At 68.7% G+C, this 21,593-nt stretch carries 17 protein-coding genes; 11 read left to right on the top strand and 6 right to left on the bottom strand.

The features are described 5' to 3' along the window. Positions 1–4 precede the first annotated feature (4 nt). From glpK to ACH4S7_RS26535, 3 genes are all read right to left on the bottom strand, one after another. A complete protein-coding gene (glpK, locus tag ACH4S7_RS26545) occupies positions 5–1,531 on the bottom strand; it encodes a glycerol kinase GlpK (protein ID WP_398523801.1) in 1,527 nt (508 codons plus the stop codon). A gap of 78 nt (positions 1,532–1,609) precedes the next feature. Beyond that, entirely contained in the window at positions 1,610–2,395 is a 786-nt protein-coding gene (locus ACH4S7_RS26540; RefSeq protein WP_398523800.1) for an MIP/aquaporin family protein, read from the bottom strand. A gap of 526 nt (positions 2,396–2,921) precedes the next feature. After that, positions 2,922–3,686 carry an IclR family transcriptional regulator gene (locus ACH4S7_RS26535; protein WP_398523799.1) on the bottom strand — a complete coding sequence of 255 codons (765 nt, stop codon included), beginning with the start codon at positions 3,684–3,686 and terminating at the stop codon, positions 2,922–2,924. A 298-nt stretch (positions 3,687–3,984) separates the two neighbouring features. Here ACH4S7_RS26535 and metH point away from each other — a divergent pair, with 298 nt between their 5' ends. The 3 genes from metH (at position 3,985) to ACH4S7_RS26520 (ending at position 10,558) form a co-directional block, all read left to right on the top strand. Then, positions 3,985–7,530 (top strand): methionine synthase, encoded by a 3,546-nt coding sequence (gene metH / locus ACH4S7_RS26530; RefSeq protein ID WP_398523798.1) that lies wholly within the window; start codon positions 3,985–3,987, stop codon positions 7,528–7,530. A 227-nt stretch (positions 7,531–7,757) separates the two neighbouring features. Then, a complete protein-coding gene (locus tag ACH4S7_RS26525; protein ID WP_398523797.1) occupies positions 7,758–8,459 on the top strand; it encodes an HAD family hydrolase in 702 nt (233 codons plus the stop codon). Positions 8,460–8,971: 512 nt separating this feature from the next. Then, positions 8,972–10,558 (top strand): ABC transporter substrate-binding protein, encoded by a 1,587-nt coding sequence (locus ACH4S7_RS26520; RefSeq protein ID WP_398523796.1) that lies wholly within the window; start codon positions 8,972–8,974, stop codon positions 10,556–10,558. 92 nt (positions 10,559–10,650) lie between these two features. Here the strand turns inward: ACH4S7_RS26520 and ACH4S7_RS26515 are convergent, their stop codons facing one another. Then, positions 10,651–11,322 carry a response regulator gene (locus tag ACH4S7_RS26515; protein ID WP_398523795.1) on the bottom strand — a complete coding sequence of 224 codons (672 nt, stop codon included), beginning with the start codon at positions 11,320–11,322 and terminating at the stop codon, positions 10,651–10,653. A 10-nt stretch (positions 11,323–11,332) separates the two neighbouring features. Then, positions 11,333–12,217, bottom strand: coding sequence for a RecB family exonuclease (locus ACH4S7_RS26510; RefSeq protein ID WP_398523794.1), 885 nt, complete (start codon positions 12,215–12,217; stop codon positions 11,333–11,335). A 113-nt stretch (positions 12,218–12,330) separates the two neighbouring features. Here ACH4S7_RS26510 and ACH4S7_RS26505 point away from each other — a divergent pair, with 113 nt between their 5' ends. The 3 genes from ACH4S7_RS26505 (at position 12,331) to ACH4S7_RS26495 (ending at position 15,457) form a co-directional block, all read left to right on the top strand. Then, a complete protein-coding gene (locus ACH4S7_RS26505; RefSeq protein ID WP_398523793.1) occupies positions 12,331–13,593 on the top strand; it encodes a site-2 protease family protein in 1,263 nt (420 codons plus the stop codon). Between the two features lie 177 nt (positions 13,594–13,770). Further along, positions 13,771–14,658, top strand: a complete 888-nt coding sequence (locus ACH4S7_RS26500) for a tRNA (adenine-N1)-methyltransferase (RefSeq protein ID WP_398523792.1) — start codon at positions 13,771–13,773, stop codon at positions 14,656–14,658. A 226-nt stretch (positions 14,659–14,884) separates the two neighbouring features. Next, positions 14,885–15,457, top strand: coding sequence for a hypothetical protein (locus tag ACH4S7_RS26495; RefSeq protein ID WP_398523791.1), 573 nt, complete (start codon positions 14,885–14,887; stop codon positions 15,455–15,457). 268 nt (positions 15,458–15,725) lie between these two features. On the opposite strand, the gene ACH4S7_RS26490 is transcribed toward ACH4S7_RS26495, so the two are convergent. Further along, positions 15,726–16,037: a ferredoxin gene (locus tag ACH4S7_RS26490; protein WP_398523790.1), complete on the bottom strand. Its 312-nt coding sequence runs from the start codon at positions 16,035–16,037 to the stop codon at positions 15,726–15,728. A gap of 253 nt (positions 16,038–16,290) precedes the next feature. On the opposite strand from ACH4S7_RS26490, the gene arc reads away from it, so the two are divergent. From arc to prcB, 5 genes are all read left to right on the top strand, one after another. Beyond that, positions 16,291–18,057 (top strand): proteasome ATPase, encoded by a 1,767-nt coding sequence (gene arc / locus ACH4S7_RS26485; RefSeq protein WP_398523789.1) that lies wholly within the window; start codon positions 16,291–16,293, stop codon positions 18,055–18,057. Positions 18,058–18,294: 237 nt separating this feature from the next. Beyond that, positions 18,295–19,806, top strand: a complete 1,512-nt coding sequence (gene dop, locus ACH4S7_RS26480) for a depupylase/deamidase Dop (protein ID WP_398523788.1) — start codon at positions 18,295–18,297, stop codon at positions 19,804–19,806. A gap of 146 nt (positions 19,807–19,952) precedes the next feature. Further along, entirely contained in the window at positions 19,953–20,171 is a 219-nt protein-coding gene (locus ACH4S7_RS26475; protein ID WP_398523787.1) for a ubiquitin-like protein Pup, read from the top strand. Then, positions 20,080–20,772 carry an endonuclease VII domain-containing protein gene (locus ACH4S7_RS26470; protein WP_398523786.1) on the top strand — a complete coding sequence of 231 codons (693 nt, stop codon included), beginning with the start codon at positions 20,080–20,082 and terminating at the stop codon, positions 20,770–20,772. The genes ACH4S7_RS26475 and ACH4S7_RS26470 overlap by 92 nt, the downstream gene beginning before the upstream one ends. Then, the gene (gene prcB, locus ACH4S7_RS26465; protein ID WP_398523785.1) at positions 20,724–21,569 is read left to right on the top strand and encodes a proteasome subunit beta; all 846 of its coding nucleotides are present in this window, start codon (positions 20,724–20,726) and stop codon (positions 21,567–21,569) included. The genes ACH4S7_RS26470 and prcB overlap by 49 nt, the downstream gene beginning before the upstream one ends. Positions 21,570–21,593 lie beyond the last annotated feature (24 nt).

The raw sequence follows: 21,593 nt of genomic DNA, 5'->3' as shown, positions 1-21,593 counted from the left end.
CTCGTCAGTCTTCCTCGTCGAGCCAGCCCATGGTCCGCTCGACGGCCTTGAGCCAGTTCTTGTACTCGCGCTCACGCCGGTCGGCGTCCATGCGCGGGGTCCATTCGGCGGCGCGGCGCCAGTTGGCGCGCAGCGCGTCGGTGTCCGGCCAGAAGCCCACGGCCAGTCCGGCGGCGTACGCCGCGCCGAGGCAGGTCGTCTCGGCGACCATCGGGCGCACCACGGGGGCGTCCAGGAAGTCCGAGAGGGTCTGCATCAGCAGGTTGTTAGAGGTCATGCCGCCGTCGACCTTGAGCGAGGTCAGCTCGACGCCGGAGTCCTTCGTCATGGCGTCGGTGATCTCGCGGGTCTGCCAGGCGGTCGCCTCCAGGACGGCGCGCGCGATGTGCGCCTTGGTGACGTAGCGGGTCAGACCGGCGATCACACCGCGGGCGTCGGAGCGCCAGTACGGGGCGAACAGGCCGGAGAAGGCGGGCACGAAGTACGCGCCGCCGTTGTCGTCGACGGAGCTGGCCAGCGTCTCGATCTCGGCGGCCGACTTGATCAGGCCCATCTGGTCGCGCATCCACTGCACCAGCGAACCGGTGACCGCGATCGACCCCTCCAGGGCGTAGACCGCCTTCTGGTCGCCGATCCGGTAGCCGACGGTCGTCAGCAGCCCGTTGTACGAGTTGACGGGCGTCTCGCCGGTGTTCATCAGCATGAAGGTGCCGGTGCCGTACGTGGACTTGGCCTCGCCCTCGGCGAAACACGTCTGGCCGAAGAGGGCGGCCTGCTGGTCGCCGAGCGCGGAGGCGACCGGGGTGCCGTCGAGGACGCCGCCCTTGGCCAGCCCGTACACCTCGGACGAGGAACGGATCTCCGGGAGCACCTCGGCCGGTACCTTCATGGAGGTGAGGATCTTCTGATCCCACTTCATGGTGTAGAGGTTCATCAGCATGGTGCGCGAGGCGTTGGTGACGTCGGTGACGTGGACACCGCCGTCGACGCCACCGGTGAGGTTCCAGATGACCCAGGAGTCCATGGTGCCGAAGAGGATCTCGCCGCGCTCGGCGCGCTCGCGCAGGCCCTCGACGTTGTCGAGCAGCCAGCGGACCTTGGGCCCGGCGAAGTAGCTCGCCAGCGGCAGGCCGGTCTCCCTGCGGAAGCGGTCCTGGCCGACGTTGCGGCCCAGTTCCTTGCAGAGGGCGTCGGTACGGGTGTCCTGCCAGACGATGGCGTTGTGGACGGGCAGGCCGGTCTTCTTGTCCCAGAGCAGCGTGGTCTCACGCTGGTTGGTGATGCCGATCGCCTTCACGTCGTCACGGGTGATGCCCGCCTTCGCGATGGCGCCCGCCACGACTTCCTGGACGTTGGTCCAGATCTCTACGGCGTCGTGCTCCACCCAGCCCGGCTTCGGGAAGATCTGCTCGTGCTCCTTCTGGTCGACGGAGACGATCCGGCCGTCCTTGTCGAAGACGATGCAGCGGCTGGAGGTGGTGCCCTGGTCGATGGCCGCGATGAACGGTCCCGACGTGTGTGCGTCTGTCACGGTGTGCTCCTGCTGAGGTCGATGGGGATACGACTGTGCCGGTACGGCGTGAGTTCACGGCGTGGGTTCACGATCGCCTCAGGCGAACGCGAGCTGATAGATACCCGCGGCGAGCGCTGATCCTGTCAGCGGGCCCACGACGGGAATCCAGGCGTAGCCCCAGTCGGAGCCGCCCTTGTTGGGCAGCGGCAGCAGGGCGTGGACGATACGGGGGCCGAGGTCACGGGCCGGGTTGATGGCGTAACCGGTCGGGCCGCCGAGCGAGAGACCGATGGCGACCACGACGAAGGCGGTGATCAGGGCGCCGAGGGTGCCCAGGCCGTTGCCGTCGGCGTTGAGTCCCTGGGTGAGCACCGCGAGGACGAGCACCGCGGTGCCGATGATCTCGGTGGCGAGGTTCTGCCAGACGACCCGGATCTCCGGGCCGGTGGAGAAGATGCCGAGCACGGGACCGGCGGCCTGACCGCTGTGCGGGCCCTCCAGGGGCTTGTCGGCGGGGTCGCCCACGATCGCGCGATCGGTGAGATGGGCCTGGAACTGGCCGTAGTAGGTGATCCAGACCAGGGTGGCGCCGATCATCGCGCCGAGCATCTGACCCGCGAGGTAGAAGGGGACGTCGCCCCAGCCACCGTTGGTGATCGTGATGCCGAGGGTGACCGCGGGGTTCAGATGGGCTCCGGAGAGGAAGCCGGTCATATAGACGGCGGTCATGACCGCGAAGCCCCACCCGAAGGTGATGGCCACCCATCCGGCGCCGCGCGCCTTGGAATTCTTGAGGGTGACGGCGGCGACAACGCCACCACCCAGCAGGATCAGAACGGCTGTGCCGATCGTCTCGCCGATAAAGATGTCGGAGCTGGACACCGCGACTCCTTTGTCCTTCGTCCAGGGGAAGGCGGATCCCGGGGCCTCAGCCGGGTGATCCGCGCCCTCACGTGAGGGCGTTGTCGGCCCTTGGCGCTTGCCACACTCTAACGCGTATTTCCGGTAGGTGTTCGACAATGCCGACCGATGAACGGCAGTTTTATCCCTGGTTAACACGACGTCAAGAGCCGTGTTGTCCGAAAACCGGATCGTTATCGATGATGCGCCAGGCCGGACGGAACCGCCCGGCGCGAGAGGGGCGGCCGGGGGGCGTCCGGGCCACGGAGGGGCGCGCGCGGGCAAGGGGCGCGTGCGGGTGCGCGGGGCGTACGGGCGCGGGTGCGGTGGATGTGTGTCGGGGCGTACGGGTGCGGGTGCGCGCGCAGTGGGTGAGTGTCGGGGCGTACGGTCGGGGCGGCGGGGCGCCCTCACCGGCGGTCAGAAGGGCGCGCCGGGCCGCGCCGGAGCTGGTGGCGGCGGTTCGGCCCCGTACCCTCCGCGCCCCGCCCCCAGGGTGCCCAGGGGGTCAGAACCGGCCGGCGCCGAGATCGCGGGAGACCGCGCGGGCACACTCCCGTACCGCCGCCACCAGCTCCGACCGCAGCTCCCCGCCCTCGCAGACCCGCTCCACCGCGCCCGTGATCGCGACCGCCCCCACCGGCATCCTGCGCCGGTCGTGGACGGGCGCCGCCACCGCGGCCACGCCTTCCCAGGTCTCCTCCACGTCCGTGGCCCAGCCGCGCGCCCGGGTGTGGTCGAGCACGGCCTCGAACTCGTCCAGACCGGTCACGGTGCGCCCGGTGAACGCCTCCCGCTCCAGCTCGACGGCCTCGGCGTGCGCCACCGGGTCGTACGCCGCCAGCACCTTGCCCAGGGCGGTGGAGTGCAGCGGCTGCATCGCGCCCACCTCCAGCACCTGCCGGCTGTCGTCCGGCCGGAACACATGGTGGACGACGAGCACACCGTGCTGGTGCAGTACCCCCAGATGGACGCTCTCGCCGCTGGACCGGGCCAGATCGTCCGTCCAGACCAGGGCACGGGCGCGCAGCTCGTGCACGTCCAGATAGCTGTTGCCCAGCCGGAGCAGCTCCGCGCCCAACTGGTAGCGCCCGGAGGCCGCGTCCTGCTCCACGAAGCCCACTGCCTGGAGGGTGCGCAGAATGCCGTGGGCCGTGCCCTTCGCCAGATCCAGGGACGACGCGATGTCCGACAGGCCCAGCCGGCGCTCTCCGCCCGCGAGCAGTCGCAGCATCGCCGCGGCGCGCTCAAGCGACTGGATGCTTTTCGCCATCTGATCGGCCCTCTCCCACGCTGTTCGACAATGCTGAACACTATCGGTCGATGCCGACCATGGGCACTGTCGAGTGAGTATCTCGCGCCGGACGGGTTCGCTGAACCCCAAGGGACACCCCAGCAGGCGAACCGGAACATACTCCAGGAATCCGCGCAGGGGTGGCGCGACCGTCACGGTGTCCGTCCCGTGGGACGCACCCGTTCCAACGGCGGCCCGCCCGGCTACCCTGGCACCGTGCCCCCTCCCACTGGAGGGCGCAAAGCCGACAGCCGTCGCATCCCAGGGAGCGCATTCCATGGCCTCGTTGCCGACCCCCTCAGCCTCTTCCGCCGACCGCCGGACCGATACCCCACTGGCCGACCGGGCCCGGATCGACGCCTTCCGGGAAGCCCTCGCCACCCGCGTCGTCGTCGCCGACGGCGCGATGGGGACGATGCTCCAGGCGCAGGATCCGACCATGGAGGACTTCGAGAACCTCGAAGGCTGCAACGAGATCCTCAATGTGACCCGCCCCGACATCGTGCGCTCCGTCCACGCGGCCTACTTCGAGGTCGGCGTGGACTGCGTGGAGACGAACACCTTCGGGACGAACCTGGCGGCACTGGGGGAGTACGACATCCCCGAGCGGGTGTACGAGCTGTCGGAGGCGGGGGCGCGGATCGCCCGCGAGGTCGCCGACGAGTTCACCGCCGCGACCGGACAGCAGCGCTGGGTGCTCGGCTCGATGGGTCCCGGCACCAAACTCCCGACCCTCGGCCACGCCCCGTACACCGCACTGCGGGACGCCTACCAGGAGAACGCCGAGGGCATGATCGCGGGTGGCGCCGACGCGCTGCTCGTGGAGACCACCCAGGACCTGCTCCAGACCAAGGCCGCCGTCATCGGCGCGCGCCGGGCGCTGGAGGTCTCCGGGCTGAATCTGCCGGTGATCTGCTCGGTGACGGTGGAGACCACGGGCACGATGCTGCTGGGATCGGAGATCGGCGCGGCCCTCACCGCCCTGGAGCCGCTGGGCATCGACATGATCGGCCTGAACTGCGCCACCGGCCCGGCCGAGATGAGCGAGCACCTGCGGTACCTGGCCCGGCACTCCCGCATCCCGCTGTCCTGCATGCCCAACGCCGGTCTGCCCATCCTCGGCAAGGACGGCGCCCACTACCCCCTGACGGCGCCCGAGCTGGCCGACGCCCAGCAGACCTTCGTCCAGGAGTACGGCCTCTCGCTGGTCGGCGGCTGCTGCGGTACGACGCCGGAGCACCTGCGGCAGGTCGTGGAGCGGGTACGGGGCCTGACCCCCGGCGAGCGGACGGCGCGCCCCGAGCCGGGCGCGGCCTCGCTCTACCAGACGGTGCCGTTCCGGCAGGACACCGCGTACATGGCGATCGGCGAGCGGACCAACGCCAACGGGTCCAAGAAGTTCCGCGAGGCGATGCTGGAGGCCCGCTGGGACGACTGTGTGGAGCTGGCCCGGGACCAGATCCGCGAGGGCGCCCACATGCTCGACCTCTGCGTGGACTACGTCGGCCGGGACGGCGCCGCCGATATGGAGGAGCTGGCCGGCCGGTTCGCGACCGCCTCCACGCTGCCGATCGTGCTGGACTCCACCGAGGTCGACGTGCTCCGCGCCGGGCTGGAGAAGCTGGGCGGCCGGGCGGTCCTCAACTCGGTCAACTACGAGGACGGGGACGGGCCGGAATCCCGGTTCGCGCAGGTGACCGAGTTGGCGCGGGAGCACGGCGCCGCCCTGATCGCGCTCACCATCGACGAGCAGGGCCAGGCGCGGACCGTGGACCACAAGGTCGCCATCGCCGAACGCCTCATCGACGACCTCACCGGGAACTGGGGAATCCTGGAGTCGGACATCCTCATCGACACCCTCACCTTCACCATCTGCACGGGCCAGGAGGAGTCCCGCAAGGACGGGATCCACACCATCGGCGCGATCCGCGAGCTGAAGCGCCGCCACCCCGACGTGCAGACCACCCTCGGACTGTCGAACATCTCCTTCGGCCTCAACCCGGCCGCGCGCATCCTGCTGAACTCCGTCTTCCTGGACGAATGCGTGAAGGCGGGCCTGGACTCGGCGATCGTGCACGCGTCGAAGATCCTGCCGATCGCGCGGTTCGACGACGAACAGGTCACCACCGCGCTCGACCTGATCTACGACCGCCGGGCGGAGGGGTACGACCCGCTCCAGCGGCTGATGGAGCTGTTCGAGGGCGTCAACACGAAGTCGATGAAGGAGGACAAGGCCCAGGAGCTGCTGTCGCTGCCCCTGGAGGAGCGGCTGCGGCGCCGGATCGTCGACGGCGAGAAGAAGGGCCTCGAACAGGACCTCGACGCGGCACTCGAAGAACGGCCGGCCCTGGCGATCGTCAACGACACCCTCCTGGAGGGCATGAAGGTCGTCGGCGAGCTGTTCGGATCGGGACAGATGCAGCTCCCGTTCGTGCTCCAGTCCGCCGAGGTGATGAAGAACGCCGTCGCCTACCTCGAACCCCACATGGAGAAGTCGGACGCCGAGGGCAAGGGCACCATCGTGCTCGCCACCGTCCGCGGGGACGTCCACGACATCGGCAAGAACCTGGTCGACATCATCCTCTCCAACAACGGCTACAACGTGGTCAACCTCGGGATCAAGCAGCCGGTGTCGGCGATCCTGGAGGCCGCCGAGGAACACCGCGCCGACGTCATCGGGATGTCCGGCCTGCTGGTCAAGTCCACGGTGATCATGAAAGAGAACCTCCAGGAGCTCAACCAGCGCAAACTCGCCGCCGACTACCCGGTGATCCTCGGCGGCGCCGCCCTCACCCGGGCCTATGTCGAACAGGACCTGCACGAGATCTACGAGGGTGAGGTCCGCTACGCCCGCGACGCGTTCGAGGGACTGCGCCTGATGGACGCCCTGATCGCGGTCAAGCGCGGCGTCCCCGGCGCCGTGCTCCCCGAACTGAAGCAGCGCCGGGTGCGGGCCACCGCCGCCACCGTGATCGAGGAACGGCCCGAGGAGGGCGCCGCGCGCTCCGACGTCTCCACCACCAACCCGGTGCCCACCCCGCCGTTCTGGGGCACCCGCGTCATCAAGGGGATCCAGCTCAAGGAGTACGCGTCCTGGCTGGACGAGGGCGCGCTCTTCAAGGGGCAGTGGGGACTCAAGCAGGCCCGCGCGGGAGACGGCCCCTCCTACGAGGAGCTGGTCGAGAGCGAGGGCCGGCCCCGGCTGCGCGGCTGGCTCGACCAGCTCCACACCCGCAACCTCCTGGAGGCCGCCGTCGTCTACGGCTACTTCCCCTGCGTCTCCAAGGGCGACGACCTGATCCTCCTCAACGAGGACGGCTCCGAACGCACCCGCTTCTCCTTCCCCCGCCAGCGCCGCGGCCGGCGCCTCTGCCTCGCCGACTTCTTCCGCCCGGAGGAATCCGGCGAGACCGATGTGGTCGGCCTCCAGGTCGTCACCGTCGGCTCCCGGATCGGCGGGGCCACCGCCGAACTGTTCGCGTCGGACTCGTACCGCGACTACCTCGAACTGCACGGGCTCTCCGTCCAGCTCGCCGAGGCGCTCGCCGAGTACTGGCACGCCCGGGTCCGCGGTGAACTCGGTTACGGCGGCGAGGACCCGGCGGACGTGGAGGACATGTTCGCGCTGAAGTACCGGGGCGCGCGGTTCTCCCTCGGCTACGGGGCCTGCCCCGACCTGGAGGACCGGGCGAAGATCGCCGAACTGCTGCGGCCGGAGCGGATCGGGGTCGAACTCTCCGAGGAGTTCCAGCTCCACCCCGAGCAGTCCACCGACGCCATCGTCATCCACCACCCCGAGGCCAAGTACTTCAACGCCCGCTGACCGCCCGGCACGGCGCGTCACCACCGGTACCCCCGGTCACCACCGGTACCCCCGGTGCCCCCGGTGCCCTTGTCGCCAGCGCTCCCAGGGGCCCCGGCCATATCCAGAGGCACTTTCGGCCAACCGGTCGTACACTGGTCGGTCCCACGCAGGCCGGTCGCCTGTCCCCGCGGGAAGAGCCGCGGGGACAGGTGGCCGGCCTTCTCGTCCCTCCCGGAGGTGTGCCGATGACCAGTACGGTCCCCGCGTCCTTGACCCGTTCGGCGGATCGCTCCGCCCTCCAGGCCGTCTTCCTCGACATGGACGGCACCCTCGTGGACACCGAGGGCTTCTGGTGGGACGCGGAGCGGGCGGTCTTCGCGGAGCTCGGCCACGAGCTGGACGAGGCATGGCGCGATGTGGTCGTCGGCGGTCCGATGACGCGCAGCGCCGGCTATCTCATCGAGGCGACCGGCGCCGACATCACCCTCCCCGAGCTGACCGTGCTGCTCAACGACCGCTTCGAAGCCCGTATCGACGGGGGTGTCCCGCTGATGCCGGGCGCCGCGCGGCTGCTCGCCGAGCTGGCCGCCCACCGGGTGCCCACGGCGCTGGTCTCCGCCTCCCACCGCCGCATCATCGACCGGGTGCTGGCCTCACTCGGCCCGCAGAACTTCGCGCTCTCGGTCGCCGGTGACGAGGTGCCGCGGACGAAGCCCCACCCGGATCCCTATCTGGTGGCCGCGCGCGGGGTCGGCGCCGAGCCGGCGAGATGCGCCGTCATCGAGGACACGGCGACCGGGGTGGCCTCCGCCGAGGCGGCGGGTTGCCGGGTGGTCGCCGTCCCGTCCGTGGCCCCGATCGCCCCCGCCGCCGGCCGGGTCGTGGTGCGGTCGTTGGAAGAAGTGGACCTCGGATTTCTCCGTACACTCATCACGCCCGTGAACTGATGCGTGTACGGTCCGTGTTTTTTGAATAGCGAAGGGAACTCGGACCGCGCGAGCCGGGTTTATCCGGCTCCCCCAATCGCGTTTATACAGGGCCCCTCCAATATGTTTCCGGGCGTGACATTCATCACCGCGTGTTTGGTGGACGGAAGCGGTTTCGGAGTCCTGTGGCCGTCGCCGATGGTGCCTGATGTGACCTTGTGTCCGCATTGGTGAAGCGCTGTACGAAACATTCCAGGACGTGATCATCCACGTAGCGATATAGACGATCACTCAGCGAATACGGACCGCCCCGGGCCTGGTGAGATCGCCCCGGCCTCGCCGACTAATCTCTTCGCGAGTCTTCGCAGCAACTCCGACGCGTTCCCCTCGGCGGGGGTGTCATACGGACCGCCGCGAACACAGGACCGATCGTCCTGATTTCCCCGGACCGATCGAACCGCCCCACAGGGCGGCTGCGGCGAAGCCTCCCCGAACACGCTGTATCCCAGTGCCGGATGAGGAGAACGTCCAGGATGAACCGTAAGACTCTGGTGCTGCCCGCCGTGGTCGGCCTGCTGGCGCCGGCCCTCCTTGCCTGCGGCACGGCGGAGAGCGGAGCCGGTGGCGACGATTCCCTGGTCGTGGGCACGACGGACGGGCTCGTGGTCGACAAGGACGCGCCCGCACCCCTCGACCCCGCCTTCGCCTACGACGTCAGCTCGTGGAACGTCCTGCGCCAGACCTTCCAGACGCTGATGCGCGCGCCCAACGGCGGTGGCGAACTCGTCCCGGACGCCGCCCAGTCCTGCGCCTTCACCGACAACGCGTCGCAGAGCTACCGCTGCAAACTGCGGAGCGGCCTGAAGTTCGCCAACGGGGGCGCGGTCACCGTCGAGGACGTGAAGTTCTCCATCCAGCGACTGCTGAAGATCAACGACGACAACGGCGCCTCCGCCCTGCTGTCGAACATCGACACCATCGACACCAAGGGCGACGGCGAGATCGTCTTCCACCTGGCCACGCCGGACGCGACCTTCCCGTACAAGCTCGCCACCCCGGCCGCCGCCATCGTCAGCAAGGCGAAGTACGACGGGAAGAAGCTCCGTCCGGGCTTCGACGTCGACGGCTCCGGCCCGTACACCCTGAAGATCGAGGCCAAGGGCGGCAAGGCCACCAAGATCGTCTTCCGGAAGAACGAGTCCTACAACGGCGACCTCAAGCTGCACAACAGCAAGGTCGAGATGCGGATCTTCGAGGACTCCGCGGCCATGGGCAAGGCCCTGGAGAAGGGGGACATCGACGTCGCGACGCGCGAGATGGACCCCGAGCAGATCAAGGCCATGCAGGAGAATCCCAAGGAGGGCATCGAGCTGACCGAGCTGCCCGGACTCTCCATCCAGTACCTCGCCTTCAACACCGACGCGCCGTCCGTGAAGGACAAGGCCGTCCGCCAGGCCATGGCCGCCCTCATCGACCGCGGCCAGATCGCCAACGACGTGTACGGCTCCACCGCCGAACCGCTGTACTCGCTCATCCCCACCAACGTCAGCGGGCACAAGAACGCCTTCTACAACAAGTACGGCGAGCCCAGCCGCGCGAGGGCCAAGGAGATCCTGCGCAAGGCCGACATCAGCACACCGGTGAAGCTCACCCTGCACTACGCCAAGGACCGCTACCCGGTGAAGGAGTACGAGGTCATCCGCGACCAGCTGAACGCCTCCAACCTCTTCTCGGTCACCGTCAAGGGCGCCGACTGGTCGCAGTACCGCGCCGCCGGCATCCGCGGCGACTACCCCGTCTACGGCCTCGGCTGGGTCCCCGACTTCCCGGACCCCGACAACTACATCGCCCCGTTCCTGGAGAAGGACAACTTCCTCAACTCGCCCTACGTGAACAAAGAGGCCGACCGGTTGATCCCGCAGTCACGCCGCAAGGCCGACCGCGCCGCCGTCGCCGACGACTTCGCCAGGCTCCAGGAGATCATCGCCGAGGACGTGCCCGTGCTCCCGCTGTGGCAGGGCAAGCAGTACGTCGCCGCCCGCAAGGGCATCACCGGCGTCGAGCGGCTCCTCAGCGGCAGCTCCGACCTCCAGCTCGGGGAACTCGGCAGCTCCAACTGACGCACCCCCGGCACGACGGAGCGGCGGCAGGGCCCGAGGCCCCGCCGCCGCTCCGTCACTACCGCCCCCCCGGAAGAGCCAGGTGTGGCCTCCTACTGCGCCCCGGGGCGCACCAGACCGCTCTCGTACGCGTAGACAGCCGCCTGCACCCGGTCCCGCAAGCTCAGCTTCGTCAGCACATGGCCCACATGGGTCTTCACCGTCGTCTCACTGACGAAGAGATCCGCGGCGATCTCCGCGTTCGACAGGCCGCGGGCCACCAGCTTCAGCACCTCCACCTCGCGGTCGGTCAGCGTGTGCAGCGTGTCCGAGACCGGCTCCTCGCCGGAGGGCAGATGCTCCGCGTACTTGTCCAGGAGCCGGCGGGTGATGCTCGGCGCGAGCATCGCCTCACCCGCCGCGACCACCCGGATCGCCTGCACCAGCTCATTCGCCGGCGCGTCCTTCAGCAGAAAGCCGCTCGCACCCGCCCGCAGCGCCTCCACCACATACTCATCGAGGTCGAAGGTGGTCAGCACCAACACCTTCGCCGGGCCGTCCCGCCCCGGGCCGGTGATCTGCCGGGTCGCTTCGACGCCGTCCATCCGGGGCATCCGGATGTCCATGAGCACCACATCGGGCTGGAGCGCCCGCACCTGGTCGAGCGCCTGGAGACCGTCCCCGGCCTCTCCGACGACCGCGATGTCCTGCTCGGCCTCCAAAATCATCCGGAAACCGGTACGCAGCAACGGCTGGTCATCGACCAGCAGGACGCGGATGGCCACGGGGAACTCCTCACACTTGGTCGGGGCCCATTCTGCCCTGACCATCGTCGGACGATCCCGCCGGGGAAACGCTCAGCGGATATACCGGGGGAGTGCCCCCGAATTCAGGGCATACCGCCCGGTGGTCGCACCAGCCACACAGCTTCGTGGGCCGCGGCCGCCAGTCACCCGACTCCGTCGCCAGCCGAATCGCCTCCCACAGGGCCAGCAGCTTCCGCTCCACCCGCTCCAGATCGGCCGGCACCGGATCGAACGTCAGCACATCACCACTGCCGAGATACACCAACTGCAACCGACGCGGCACCACCTTCCGCAGCCGCCAGATCACCAGCGCGTAGAAGTTCATCTGGAACAGCGCACCCTCGCTGTACTCCGGACGCGGCGCCTTCCCCGTCTTGTAATCGACGATCCGCACCTCACCCGACGGCGCCACATCCACCCGGTCGATCACCCCGCGCAACCGCAGCCCCGACTCCAGCTCCGTCTCCACGAACATCTCCCGCTCGGCGGGCTCAAGCCGCGTCGGATCCTCCAACGAGAACCAGCGCTCCACCAGCGACTCCACCTCACCCAGCCAACCCGCCAGCCGCTCGCCGCCCTCATCCCCCTCGAACAGCTCCGCCAGCTCCGGCCTGCTCGCCAGCAGCCGATCCCACTGCCCCGGAACCAGCGACTTCGCCCGCGGCGGCGTACGCTCCACCGCCGGCGCGTCGAACAACCGCTCCAGCACCGCATGGACCAGAGTGCCCCGCGTCGCCGCCGCACTCGGCTTCTCCGGCAGCCGGTCAATCACCCGGAACCGGTACAGCAGGGGACACTGCATAAAGTCGCTCGCCCGGGACGGCGACAACGACGTGGGCAGATGACCGACCGGACGGTCCTGAGTCGTACTCATGACCACGACCCTACGGCCCGCCACTGACACCGAGCGCAATACCATCGACGTCAGAGGTACCCCACCGCCCGGTCCCACGACCGGCCACCACCCCACCAGAACGAAGGGAACCCGTGAACGAGGACGACACGAGGGGCGAGCGCGAACGAGCGCGGGCCGAGACCGGAGGCGCCGCCCCCCAGGGGACACCCCCCGACGGCAAGCGCCGCCGCTCCGACGGCCCCGGCGGCGGCCTCCTCATGGGCCGCCCCTTCGGCGTGCCCGTTTACGTCGCCCCCAGCTGGTTCCTCGTCGCCGCCCTCATCACCTGGGTCTTCGGCGGCCAGCTCGACCGCGTTCTCCCCGACCTGGGCGGCGCCCGCTACCTCGTCTCCCTCTTCTTCGCGGTCGCCTTCTACGCCTCCGTACTCGTCCACGAACTCGCCCACACCATCGCGGCCCTCCGCTTCAAACTGCCCGTCCGCCGCATCCAGCTCCAGTTCTTCGGCGGCGTCTCCGAGATCGAGAAGGAGACCGAGACCCCCGGCCGCGAATTCATCCTCGCCTTCGTCGGACCCCTGCTCTCCCTCGTCCTCGCCGGCGTCTTCTACCTCGGCATGCAGGCCGTCGAACCCGGCACCGTCCCCGGCGTACTCCTCGCCGGCCTGATGATCTCCAACCTCATCGTCGCCGCCTTCAACCTCCTCCCCGGCCTGCCGCTCGACGGCGGCCGCATGCTCCGCGCCGTCGTCTGGAAGATCACCGGCAAGCCCATGAGCGGCACCATCGCCGCCGCCTGGGTCGGCCGCGCCCTCGCCGTCGCCGTCCTCATCGGCCTCCCCCTCCTCACCCACACCGGCGCCCTCGGCAACCCCGCCCAGGACATCGGCGGCATGGAGACCGTCACCGACGCCCTGCTCGCCGCCATCCTCGCCGCCATCATCTGGACCGGAGCCGGCAACAGCCTCCGCGTCGCCCGACTGCGCGAACACCTCCCCGAACTGGCCGCCCGCACCCTCACCCGGCGCGCCGTACCCGTCGAATCCAGCACCCCGCTCTCCGAAGCGCTCCGCCGCGCCAACGAGGCCGGCGCCCGCGCCCTCGTCGTCGTCGACGGCCAAGGCACCCCCACCGGACTCGTCCGCGAGGCGGCCATTGTCGGCGTACCCGAACACCGACGCCCCTGGGTCGCCGTCAGCGGCCTCGCCCAGGAACTCACCGACGGCATGAAAATCCCCGCCGCCCTGGCCGGAGAACCCCTCCTGGACCGGCTCAGGGCCACCCCCGCGACCGAGTACCTCGTCATCGAGGAGACCGGCGAGATCTACGGCGTACTCTCCACCGCCGACGTCGAACGCGCCTTCGTCGCCGCCATGGCCAGGCCCCACGCCACCTGACGGCCCACGGACGCCCCCTCCGGAGGCTCACGGGCCCCACGACCCCCGGCAGGCACCGAGGGACGTCCGGGGGCACCCCGGGCCCCCGCACCCCAGCCGGGCCCTGCACCCCCCGCCGGACACCCGCCCCACTCGCCCAGGTGCTCGACCCCTCCCCAGGCCCGGTACGCTGGTCACATGTCCGAACCGACCGGTGCCGCCCGCCGACGCGGGCCCTTCAAGGTCGGGGACCAGGTCCAGCTCACCGACCCCAAGGGCCGCCACTACACGTTCACGCTCGAAGCCGGGAAGAACTTCCACACCCACAAAGGGTCGTTCCCCCACGACGAGCTGATCGGCGCTCCCGAGGGCAGTGTTGTCCGAACCACAGGGAACGTCGCGTACCTCGCGCTACGCCCCCTGCTCCCCGACTACGTCCTGTCCATGCCCCGCGGCGCCGCCGTGGTCTACCCCAAGGACGCGGGGCAGATCCTGGCCTTCGCCGACATCTTCGCCGGCGCGCGCGTCGTCGAGGCGGGAGTGGGCTCCGGCTCACTCAGCGCCTTCCTGCTGCGCGCCATCGGCGACCACGGCATGCTGCACTCCTACGAGCGCCGCGAAGACTTCGCCGAGATCGCCCAGCAGAACGTGGAACGCTACTTCGGCGGCCCGCACCCCGCCTGGCAGCTCACCGTCGGCGACCTCCAGGACAACCTCACCGACGCGGACGTCGACCGGGTCATCCTGGACATGCTCGCCCCCTGGGAGTGCCTGGAAGCCGTCTCCAAGGCGCTCGTCCCCGGCGGCATCCTCTGCTGCTACGTGGCCACCACCACCCAGCTCGCCCGCACCGTCGAGTCCATCCGCGAGATCGGATGCTTCGCCGAGCCGCAGCCCTGGGAATCGATGATCCGCAACTGGCACGTCGAAGGACTCGCCGTCCGCCCCGACCACCGGATGATCGGCCACACCGGCTTCCTGCTCACCGCCCGACGCCTCGCCGACGGCGTTGAGCCCCCGATGCGCCGCCGCCGCCCCGCCAAGGGCGCGTACGGCGACGACTACGAAGGCCCCAACAAGGGCTGACCACCGCGACAACACGCCGGGCGCCGCCGACCAGTTCCCCCTTCGCACCGGGGAACTCGACGGCGGCGCCTTCGCATTGGCCGCCACCCCCGGCCACCCGACCCCGGCGAACCGGCCCGCACCCCGCCGTTCCCGACCCCTGTGACCTGTGGCACGATGCAGACCTCCCGCCCGCCTCCCGCCGCCGACCCGGTCGCCGGCTCCGCACGCACAGGAGACCCCACGGGTGCAGACCTCCGCCGCCCCGGACCCCGCGCACACCCGGACGCGCCCGGCACACTGGCTCGCCATCGCGGCCGCCCTGGCCGCCGTCGTCACCGGCGCCGGACTGCTCCAACCCGACCAGGCCACCGCGAGCCGCGCCGCCACCGACCCCGGCCGGACCATCACCGCGGCCCCCGCCCCCGACCCCTCCCGAGTACGCCTCCCACTGGAGTGCGGCACCGTGGCCGGCATCGCCACGAAGCAGGCCACGGGCGACCTGGACGGCGACGGCCGACCCGAGACCGTCGTGGCGGGCCGCTGCGCAGCGGGCTCCGGCACCCCGCCGAGCGGGCTCTACGTACTGACCGGCGCCGGTGACCCCACCCCGCGCCTGATCGCGACCCTGCTGGAGCCCGCGCACGGGCAGAGCGTGGCGGAGCTGGCCATCAACGACGGCGTGATCTCGGCCACCCTGCTCGGCTACTCCTCACCGGACGTGCCCGGCTGCTGCCCCGACCAGCGGGAGCAGACCGAATGGCAGTGGCGGGACGGCAAGTTCGTCCGCGCCCCGCAGGCCGGAACACGCGGCGTCTGACCCCCCGCCACCCACCTCCCCCGGCAAAGCCAGCCCACGGACCGACCACGCCCGTACCAGGACGGCGGTACGAGAGCCCCCGGCCCCCGGAGGCGGACAACCGGAGGCGCACACCCGGACGCGGCACCGGACCCGCGCCACGCCCCCCCACACGACCCCGGCCCGTGACCCGCCCTGGTGCGACCCCCGCCCCGGGCGTCGCACCAGCGAACACGACCCCGCCGATCACACTGGCGAATCGTTACGCCCCTCCGCGGGGCACCGACCGCTACTCCGCGTCCGGACCGTAGACCTCGACCTTGTCCGAAACGCGACGCACATGAATACAGTCGCCCGGACACTCCTTCACCGAGTCCACCACATCCCGCAACAACGGCAACGGCACCCGCGTCGTCGCCCCCGGATCCTGCAGCAGCTCGTCCTCCGCACTCTTCACATACGCCAGCCCATCGATGTCCAGCTCGAAGACATCCGGCGCGTACTGGGCGCAGATACCGTCCCCCGTACAGAGGTCCTGGTCGATCCAGACCTCCACGGCCTCCGGGGCACTGTCGGACGACGACTCCTGCTGCACGCTCATGTCTCCTGCCGTTTCCTTCGCCGGGCCGGGCAATGTCAAGCAAGTCGCGCCAGCCCTGACGGGTGTTGAACACCTCGACGATACAACCGCCCGCTTTCCGATGTTGTTGGGTGGGTATTCCCCTCACATGAGGGAGAGCGCAAGGGTGAAGATCGGACACGCCTCTACCGTCTTTGTGATCTAGGGGTTTCAATCACCACCCACGCAGGTAGGGTCAGGAAGCGTCCAGCTCCCCTTGGAGGAGGTGAGGACCGTGGCAGCCCACGACGACGACATCAACCGCGGCATCCGGCCCGTGCGGGGGTCTGAGGACCCAGCCGGCCAGGTTGCCTATCTTGAGCAGGAAATCGCCGTCCTGCGCCGCAAGCTCGCCGACTCTCCGCGCCATACGAGGATTCTCGAAGAGCGGATCGTCGAGTTGCAAACCAACCTGGCCGGCGTATCCGCCCAGAACGAACGGCTCGCCAATACTCTCCGTGAGGCCCGCGACCAGATCGTGGCCCTCAAAGAAGAGGTCGACCGGCTCGCCCAGCCACCGGCCGGCTTCGGTGTCTTCCTACAGTCCAACGAGGACGGCACCTGCGACATCTTCACCGGTGGCCGCAAACTCCGGGTGAACGTCAGTCCCGGCGTCGAGCTCGAAGAGCTGCGACGAGGCCAGGAAGTCATGCTCAACGAAGCGCTCAACGTGGTCGAGGCCATGGCATACGAGCGCGCCGGGGACATCGTCACCCTCAAGGAAATCCTTGAGGACGGCGAGCGCGCCCTCGTCGTCGGACACACCGACGAAGAACGCGTCGTACGGCTCGCCGAGCCACTGCTGGACATCACCATCAGGCCCGGCGACGCCCTACTCCTCGAACCCCGCTCCGGCTACGTCTACGAAGTGGTCCCCAAGAGCGAGGTCGAAGAACTCGTCCTCGAAGAGGTCCCCGACGTCGACTACACCAAGATCGGCGGCCTCGGCGGCCAGATCGAAATGATCCGCGACGCGGTCGAGCTGCCCTACCTCTACCCCGACCTCTTCAAAGAGCACGAGCTGCGCCCCCCCAAGGGCATCCTGCTCTACGGCCCGCCCGGCTGCGGAAAGACACTGATCGCCAAAGCCGTCGCCAACTCGCTCGCCAAAAAGGTCGCCGAGGTCACCGGCCAGCCCGCTGGGAAGAGCTACTTCCTCAACATCAAGGGCCCGGAACTCCTCAACAAGTACGTCGGCGAGACCGAACGGCACATCCGCCTCGTCTTCCAGCGCGCCCGGGAAAAGGCATCCGAGGGCACCCCCGTCATCGTCTTCTTCGACGAGATGGAATCCCTCTTCCGCACCCGCGGATCCGGCGTCAGCTCCGACGTCGAGAACACCATCGTCCCCCAGCTCCTCGCCGAGATCGACGGCGTCGAGGGCCTGGAGAACGTCATCGTGATCGGCGCCTCCAACCGCGAAGACATGATCGACCCCGCGATCCTGCGCCCCGGCCGCCTCGATGTGAAGATCAAGATCGAGCGCCCGGACGCCGAGGCCGCCAAGGACATCTTCGCGAAGTACCTGACCGCCTCACTGCCCCTGCACGCCGACGACCTCTCCGAGCACAACGGCTCGAAGGAAGCGGCCGCGCACGCCATGATCCAGTCGGTCGTGGAGCAGATGTACGCCGAAACCGAGGAGAACCGCTTCCTTGAGGTCACCTATGCCAATGGTGACAAGGAAGTCCTCTATTTCAAGGACTTCAACTCCGGAGCGATGATCCAGAACATCGTCGACCGGGCCAAGAAAATGGCCATCAAGGCATTCCTCGACCACAACCAGAAAGGTCTCCGCGTCTCCCACCTCCTCCAAGCATGTGTGGACGAGTTCAAGGAGAACGAAGACCTTCCCAACACCACGAACCCGGACGACTGGGCCCGAATCTCCGGAAAGAAGGGCGAGCGGATCGTCTTCATCCGCACCCTCGTCACCGGAAAACAGGGCGCCGACACCGGACGCTCCATCGACACGGTGGCGAACACCGGTCAATACCTGTAAAAGCACACCGGCTGCGGATGCCCCCGGCCGGGCATCCGCAGCCGGCTGCTTTCCCGACAGGTCCGGCCATACCGCAGCAATGACGGAATCGATCTCCCCACCGGCGCAGAGGCGCTCTAGGCTCTTCCGTACCGCCGAGTCTCGCGGTGCGGGGACGGGCACCGCACACGCACAGGAGCACCAGCGGTACTTGAGCGCCGCTCCCGGAGGGGAGCGTCGCAGGGCAAGGAGGGCCGCATGACCGTACGGCGAGTAATGGGCATCGAGACGGAGTACGGCATCTCCGTCCCGGGCCACCCGAACGCCAATGCCATGCTCACCTCGTCCCAGATCGTCAACGCCTACGCGGCGGCGATGCACAGGGCGCGGCGCGCCCGCTGGGACTTCGAGGAGGAGAACCCGCTGCGGGACGCCCGCGGCTTCGACCTCGCCCGCGAGGCCGCCGACTCCAGCCAGCTCACCGACGAGGACATCGGCCTCGCCAACGTCATCCTCACCAACGGAGCCCGGCTCTACGTCGACCACGCGCACCCCGAGTACAGCTCCCCCGAGATCACCAACCCGCTCGACGCCGTCCTCTGGGACAAGGCCGGCGAGCGGATCATGGCCGAGGCCGCCGAACGCGCCGCCCAGCTCCCCGGCGCCCAGCCGATCCACCTCTACAAGAACAACACCGACAACAAGGGCGCCTCCTACGGGACGCACGAGAACTACCTCATGAAACGGGAGACCCCGTTCTCCGAGATCGTCCGCCACCTCACCCCGTTCTTCGTCTCCCGCCAGGTCGTCACCGGCGCCGGACGCGTCGGAATCGGCCAGGACGGCCACGAACACGGCTTCCAGATCAGCCAGCGGGCGGACTACTTCGAGGTCGAGGTCGGCCTCGAAACCACCCTGAAACGCCCCATCATCAACACCCGCGACGAACCCCACTCCGACGCCGAGAAGTACCGACGACTCCACGTGATCATCGGCGACGCCAATCTCTCCGAGATCTCGACCTATCTGAAGCTCGGCACCACGGCCCTGGTGCTCTCCATGATCGAGGACGGCTTCATCGCCGTCGACCTCGCCGTCGACCAGCCCGTACGCACCCTGCACCAGGTCTCCCACGACCCCACACTGCGCCAGTTGGTCACCCTGCGCAGCGGCCGGACACTCACCGCTGTCCAGCTCCAGATGGAGTACTACGAACTGGCCAGGAAATACGTCGACGAACGCTTCGGCGTGGACGCCGACGACCAGACCAAGGACGTCCTGAGCCGCTGGGAGGACACCCTCAACCGGCTGGAGAACGATCCGATGAGCCTGGCGGGCGAACTCGACTGGATCGCGAAGAAGGAGTTGATGGAGGGCTACCGGCGCCGGGACGGCCTGGACTGGGACGCGCCCCGGCTCCACCTGGTCGACCTCCAGTACGCCGATGTGCGGGCCGAGAAGGGCCTCTACAACCGGCTGGCGGCCCGCGGCAGGATCAAACGACTCCTGGACGAGCGGGACGTCGTCAGGGCCGGCACCAAGCCTCCCGAAGACACCCGCGCCTACTTCCGTGGCCGTTGTCTGGAGCAGTACGCGGACGACGTGGCCGCGGCCTCCTGGGACTCGGTGATCTTCGACCTGCCGGGCCGTGACTCGCTCCAGCGCGTCCCGACCCTGGAGCCCCTGCGCGGCACGCGCAACCACGTCAAGGAACTGCTGGACCGGTGCCGCACGGCCGAAGATCTGGTCCGAGTGCTGTCCGGAGGCTAAAAGATGGTGGTCCGGGAATCATCTCGGGGAATCATGGAGGTCCCCGCACGTTGAGGGAAGTGCGGGGCCGATGTCGGACCCGGCTTGTAGGGTCTGATCTTGACCGGAAGAACTCACGTCAGGGCAAACCGAGCGGGGTGAGGGACATGGCTACCAAGGACAGCGGCGGCGGTCAGCAGAAGGCGACGCGTTCCACGGAGGAGACCGAGGAGCAGACGCAGGACGCGCAGGCTTCGGAAGACCTCAAGGAACGCCAGGAAAAGCTTTCCGACGATGTCGATTCGGTATTGGACGAAATCGACGATGTACTCGAAGAGAACGCCGAGGACTTCGTTCGAAGTTTTGTTCAGAAAGGTGGTGAATAGCGCAGAAATGTCCGAATTGCATCAAGGAAGGGTTTGCTCTCGATGCAAGCGGACACTGGCCCGCGACGCATTCGCCAGCAATAGGTCGATGTCTGACGGTCTTCAGGCGTACTGCCGAGAATGCTCAGCCGAGTACTACCGGCAACGCCAGACGGCAAAAGGGCGGACGGTGCGCCCGAAGATTTCCACCCCACCTGGCCATAAGCATTGTCGCGGATGTGATGAGGTGAGGCCCCATTCCGACTGGCACTGGAAGACCAGTGCCCCTGACGGTTTGGCGAGTCGCTGCAAGGTGTGCGCGAAGGCCGCTGGACCTGCCGGGCACCTGCGAAGGAAGTACGGCATGACCGAAGCCGACCGCGACGACATGGTCTCGTCCCAGAAGGGTCTCTGCGTCATCTGTCTCGCCGCCCCCGCCGTACATGTGGATCACTGCCACAAGACGGGTAAGGTCCGTGGCGTACTGTGCTTCAACTGCAATTCGGCCATCGGCAAGTTGGGAGACGATCCCGACACCGTCCGTCGGGCTGCCGCCTACTTGGAAGGAATCTCGTGGAAGCCAACACTCGTGGCACCGGGCGTCTACCAGCTGCCTTCCTGACGCCCGGGTCGTCCTCCTTCATGGACTTCCTGGGGCAGCACTCCCCGGACCTGCTGCCCGGGAAGCGGGTGCTGCCGCCCGTGCAGGGGGCCATCCAGGCGCCGCACGGCACGACCATCGTCGCGACGACGTTCCCCGGCGGTGTGGTGCTCGCCGGTGACCGGCGAGCCACCATGGGCAACATGATCGCGCAGCGCGATATCGAGAAGGTGTTCCCGGCCGACGAGTATTCGGCCGTGGGCATCGCGGGCACGGCGGGCCTCGCCGTGGAGATGGTGAAGCTCTTCCAGTTGGAGCTTGAGCACTTCGAGAAGGTCGAGGGGACCCAGCTCTCTCTGGAGGGCAAGGCGAACCGGCTCTCCACGATGATCCGCGGCAATCTCGGGATGGCGATGCAGGGTCTGGCGGTGGTGCCTCTCTTCGCGGGGTACGACGTGGATCGCGGGAGGGGCCGGATCTTCTCGTACGACGTCACGGGCGGCCGTTCCGAGGAGCAGGGGTTCGCCGCCACCGGCTCGGGTTCGATCTTCGCCCGTGGGGCCATGAAGAAGCTCTACCGGGACGATCTCACCGAGGATCAGGCCACGACGCTGGTGATCCAGGCGCTGTACGACGCGGCGGACGACGATTCGGCGACCGGTGGGCCCGATGTGGCGCGGCGGATCTATCCGATCGTCACGGTGATCACCGAGGACGGTGTGCGGCGGCTCACGGACGACGAGTCGTCCGACATCGCGCGCGCGATCCTGGAGCGGCGTCTCGAACAGCCCGATGGTCCGCGCGCCGCGTTGCTCTGATGCTTCTCCAGCTACCGCTGAGCG

It is taken from the genome of Streptomyces sp. NPDC020965, from assembly GCF_044333555.1.
Classification (GTDB): domain Bacteria; phylum Actinomycetota; class Actinomycetes; order Streptomycetales; family Streptomycetaceae; genus Streptomyces.
Note: the sequence above shows the minus strand (reverse complement) of the source record. Positions and strands in the feature narration are given on the sequence as shown.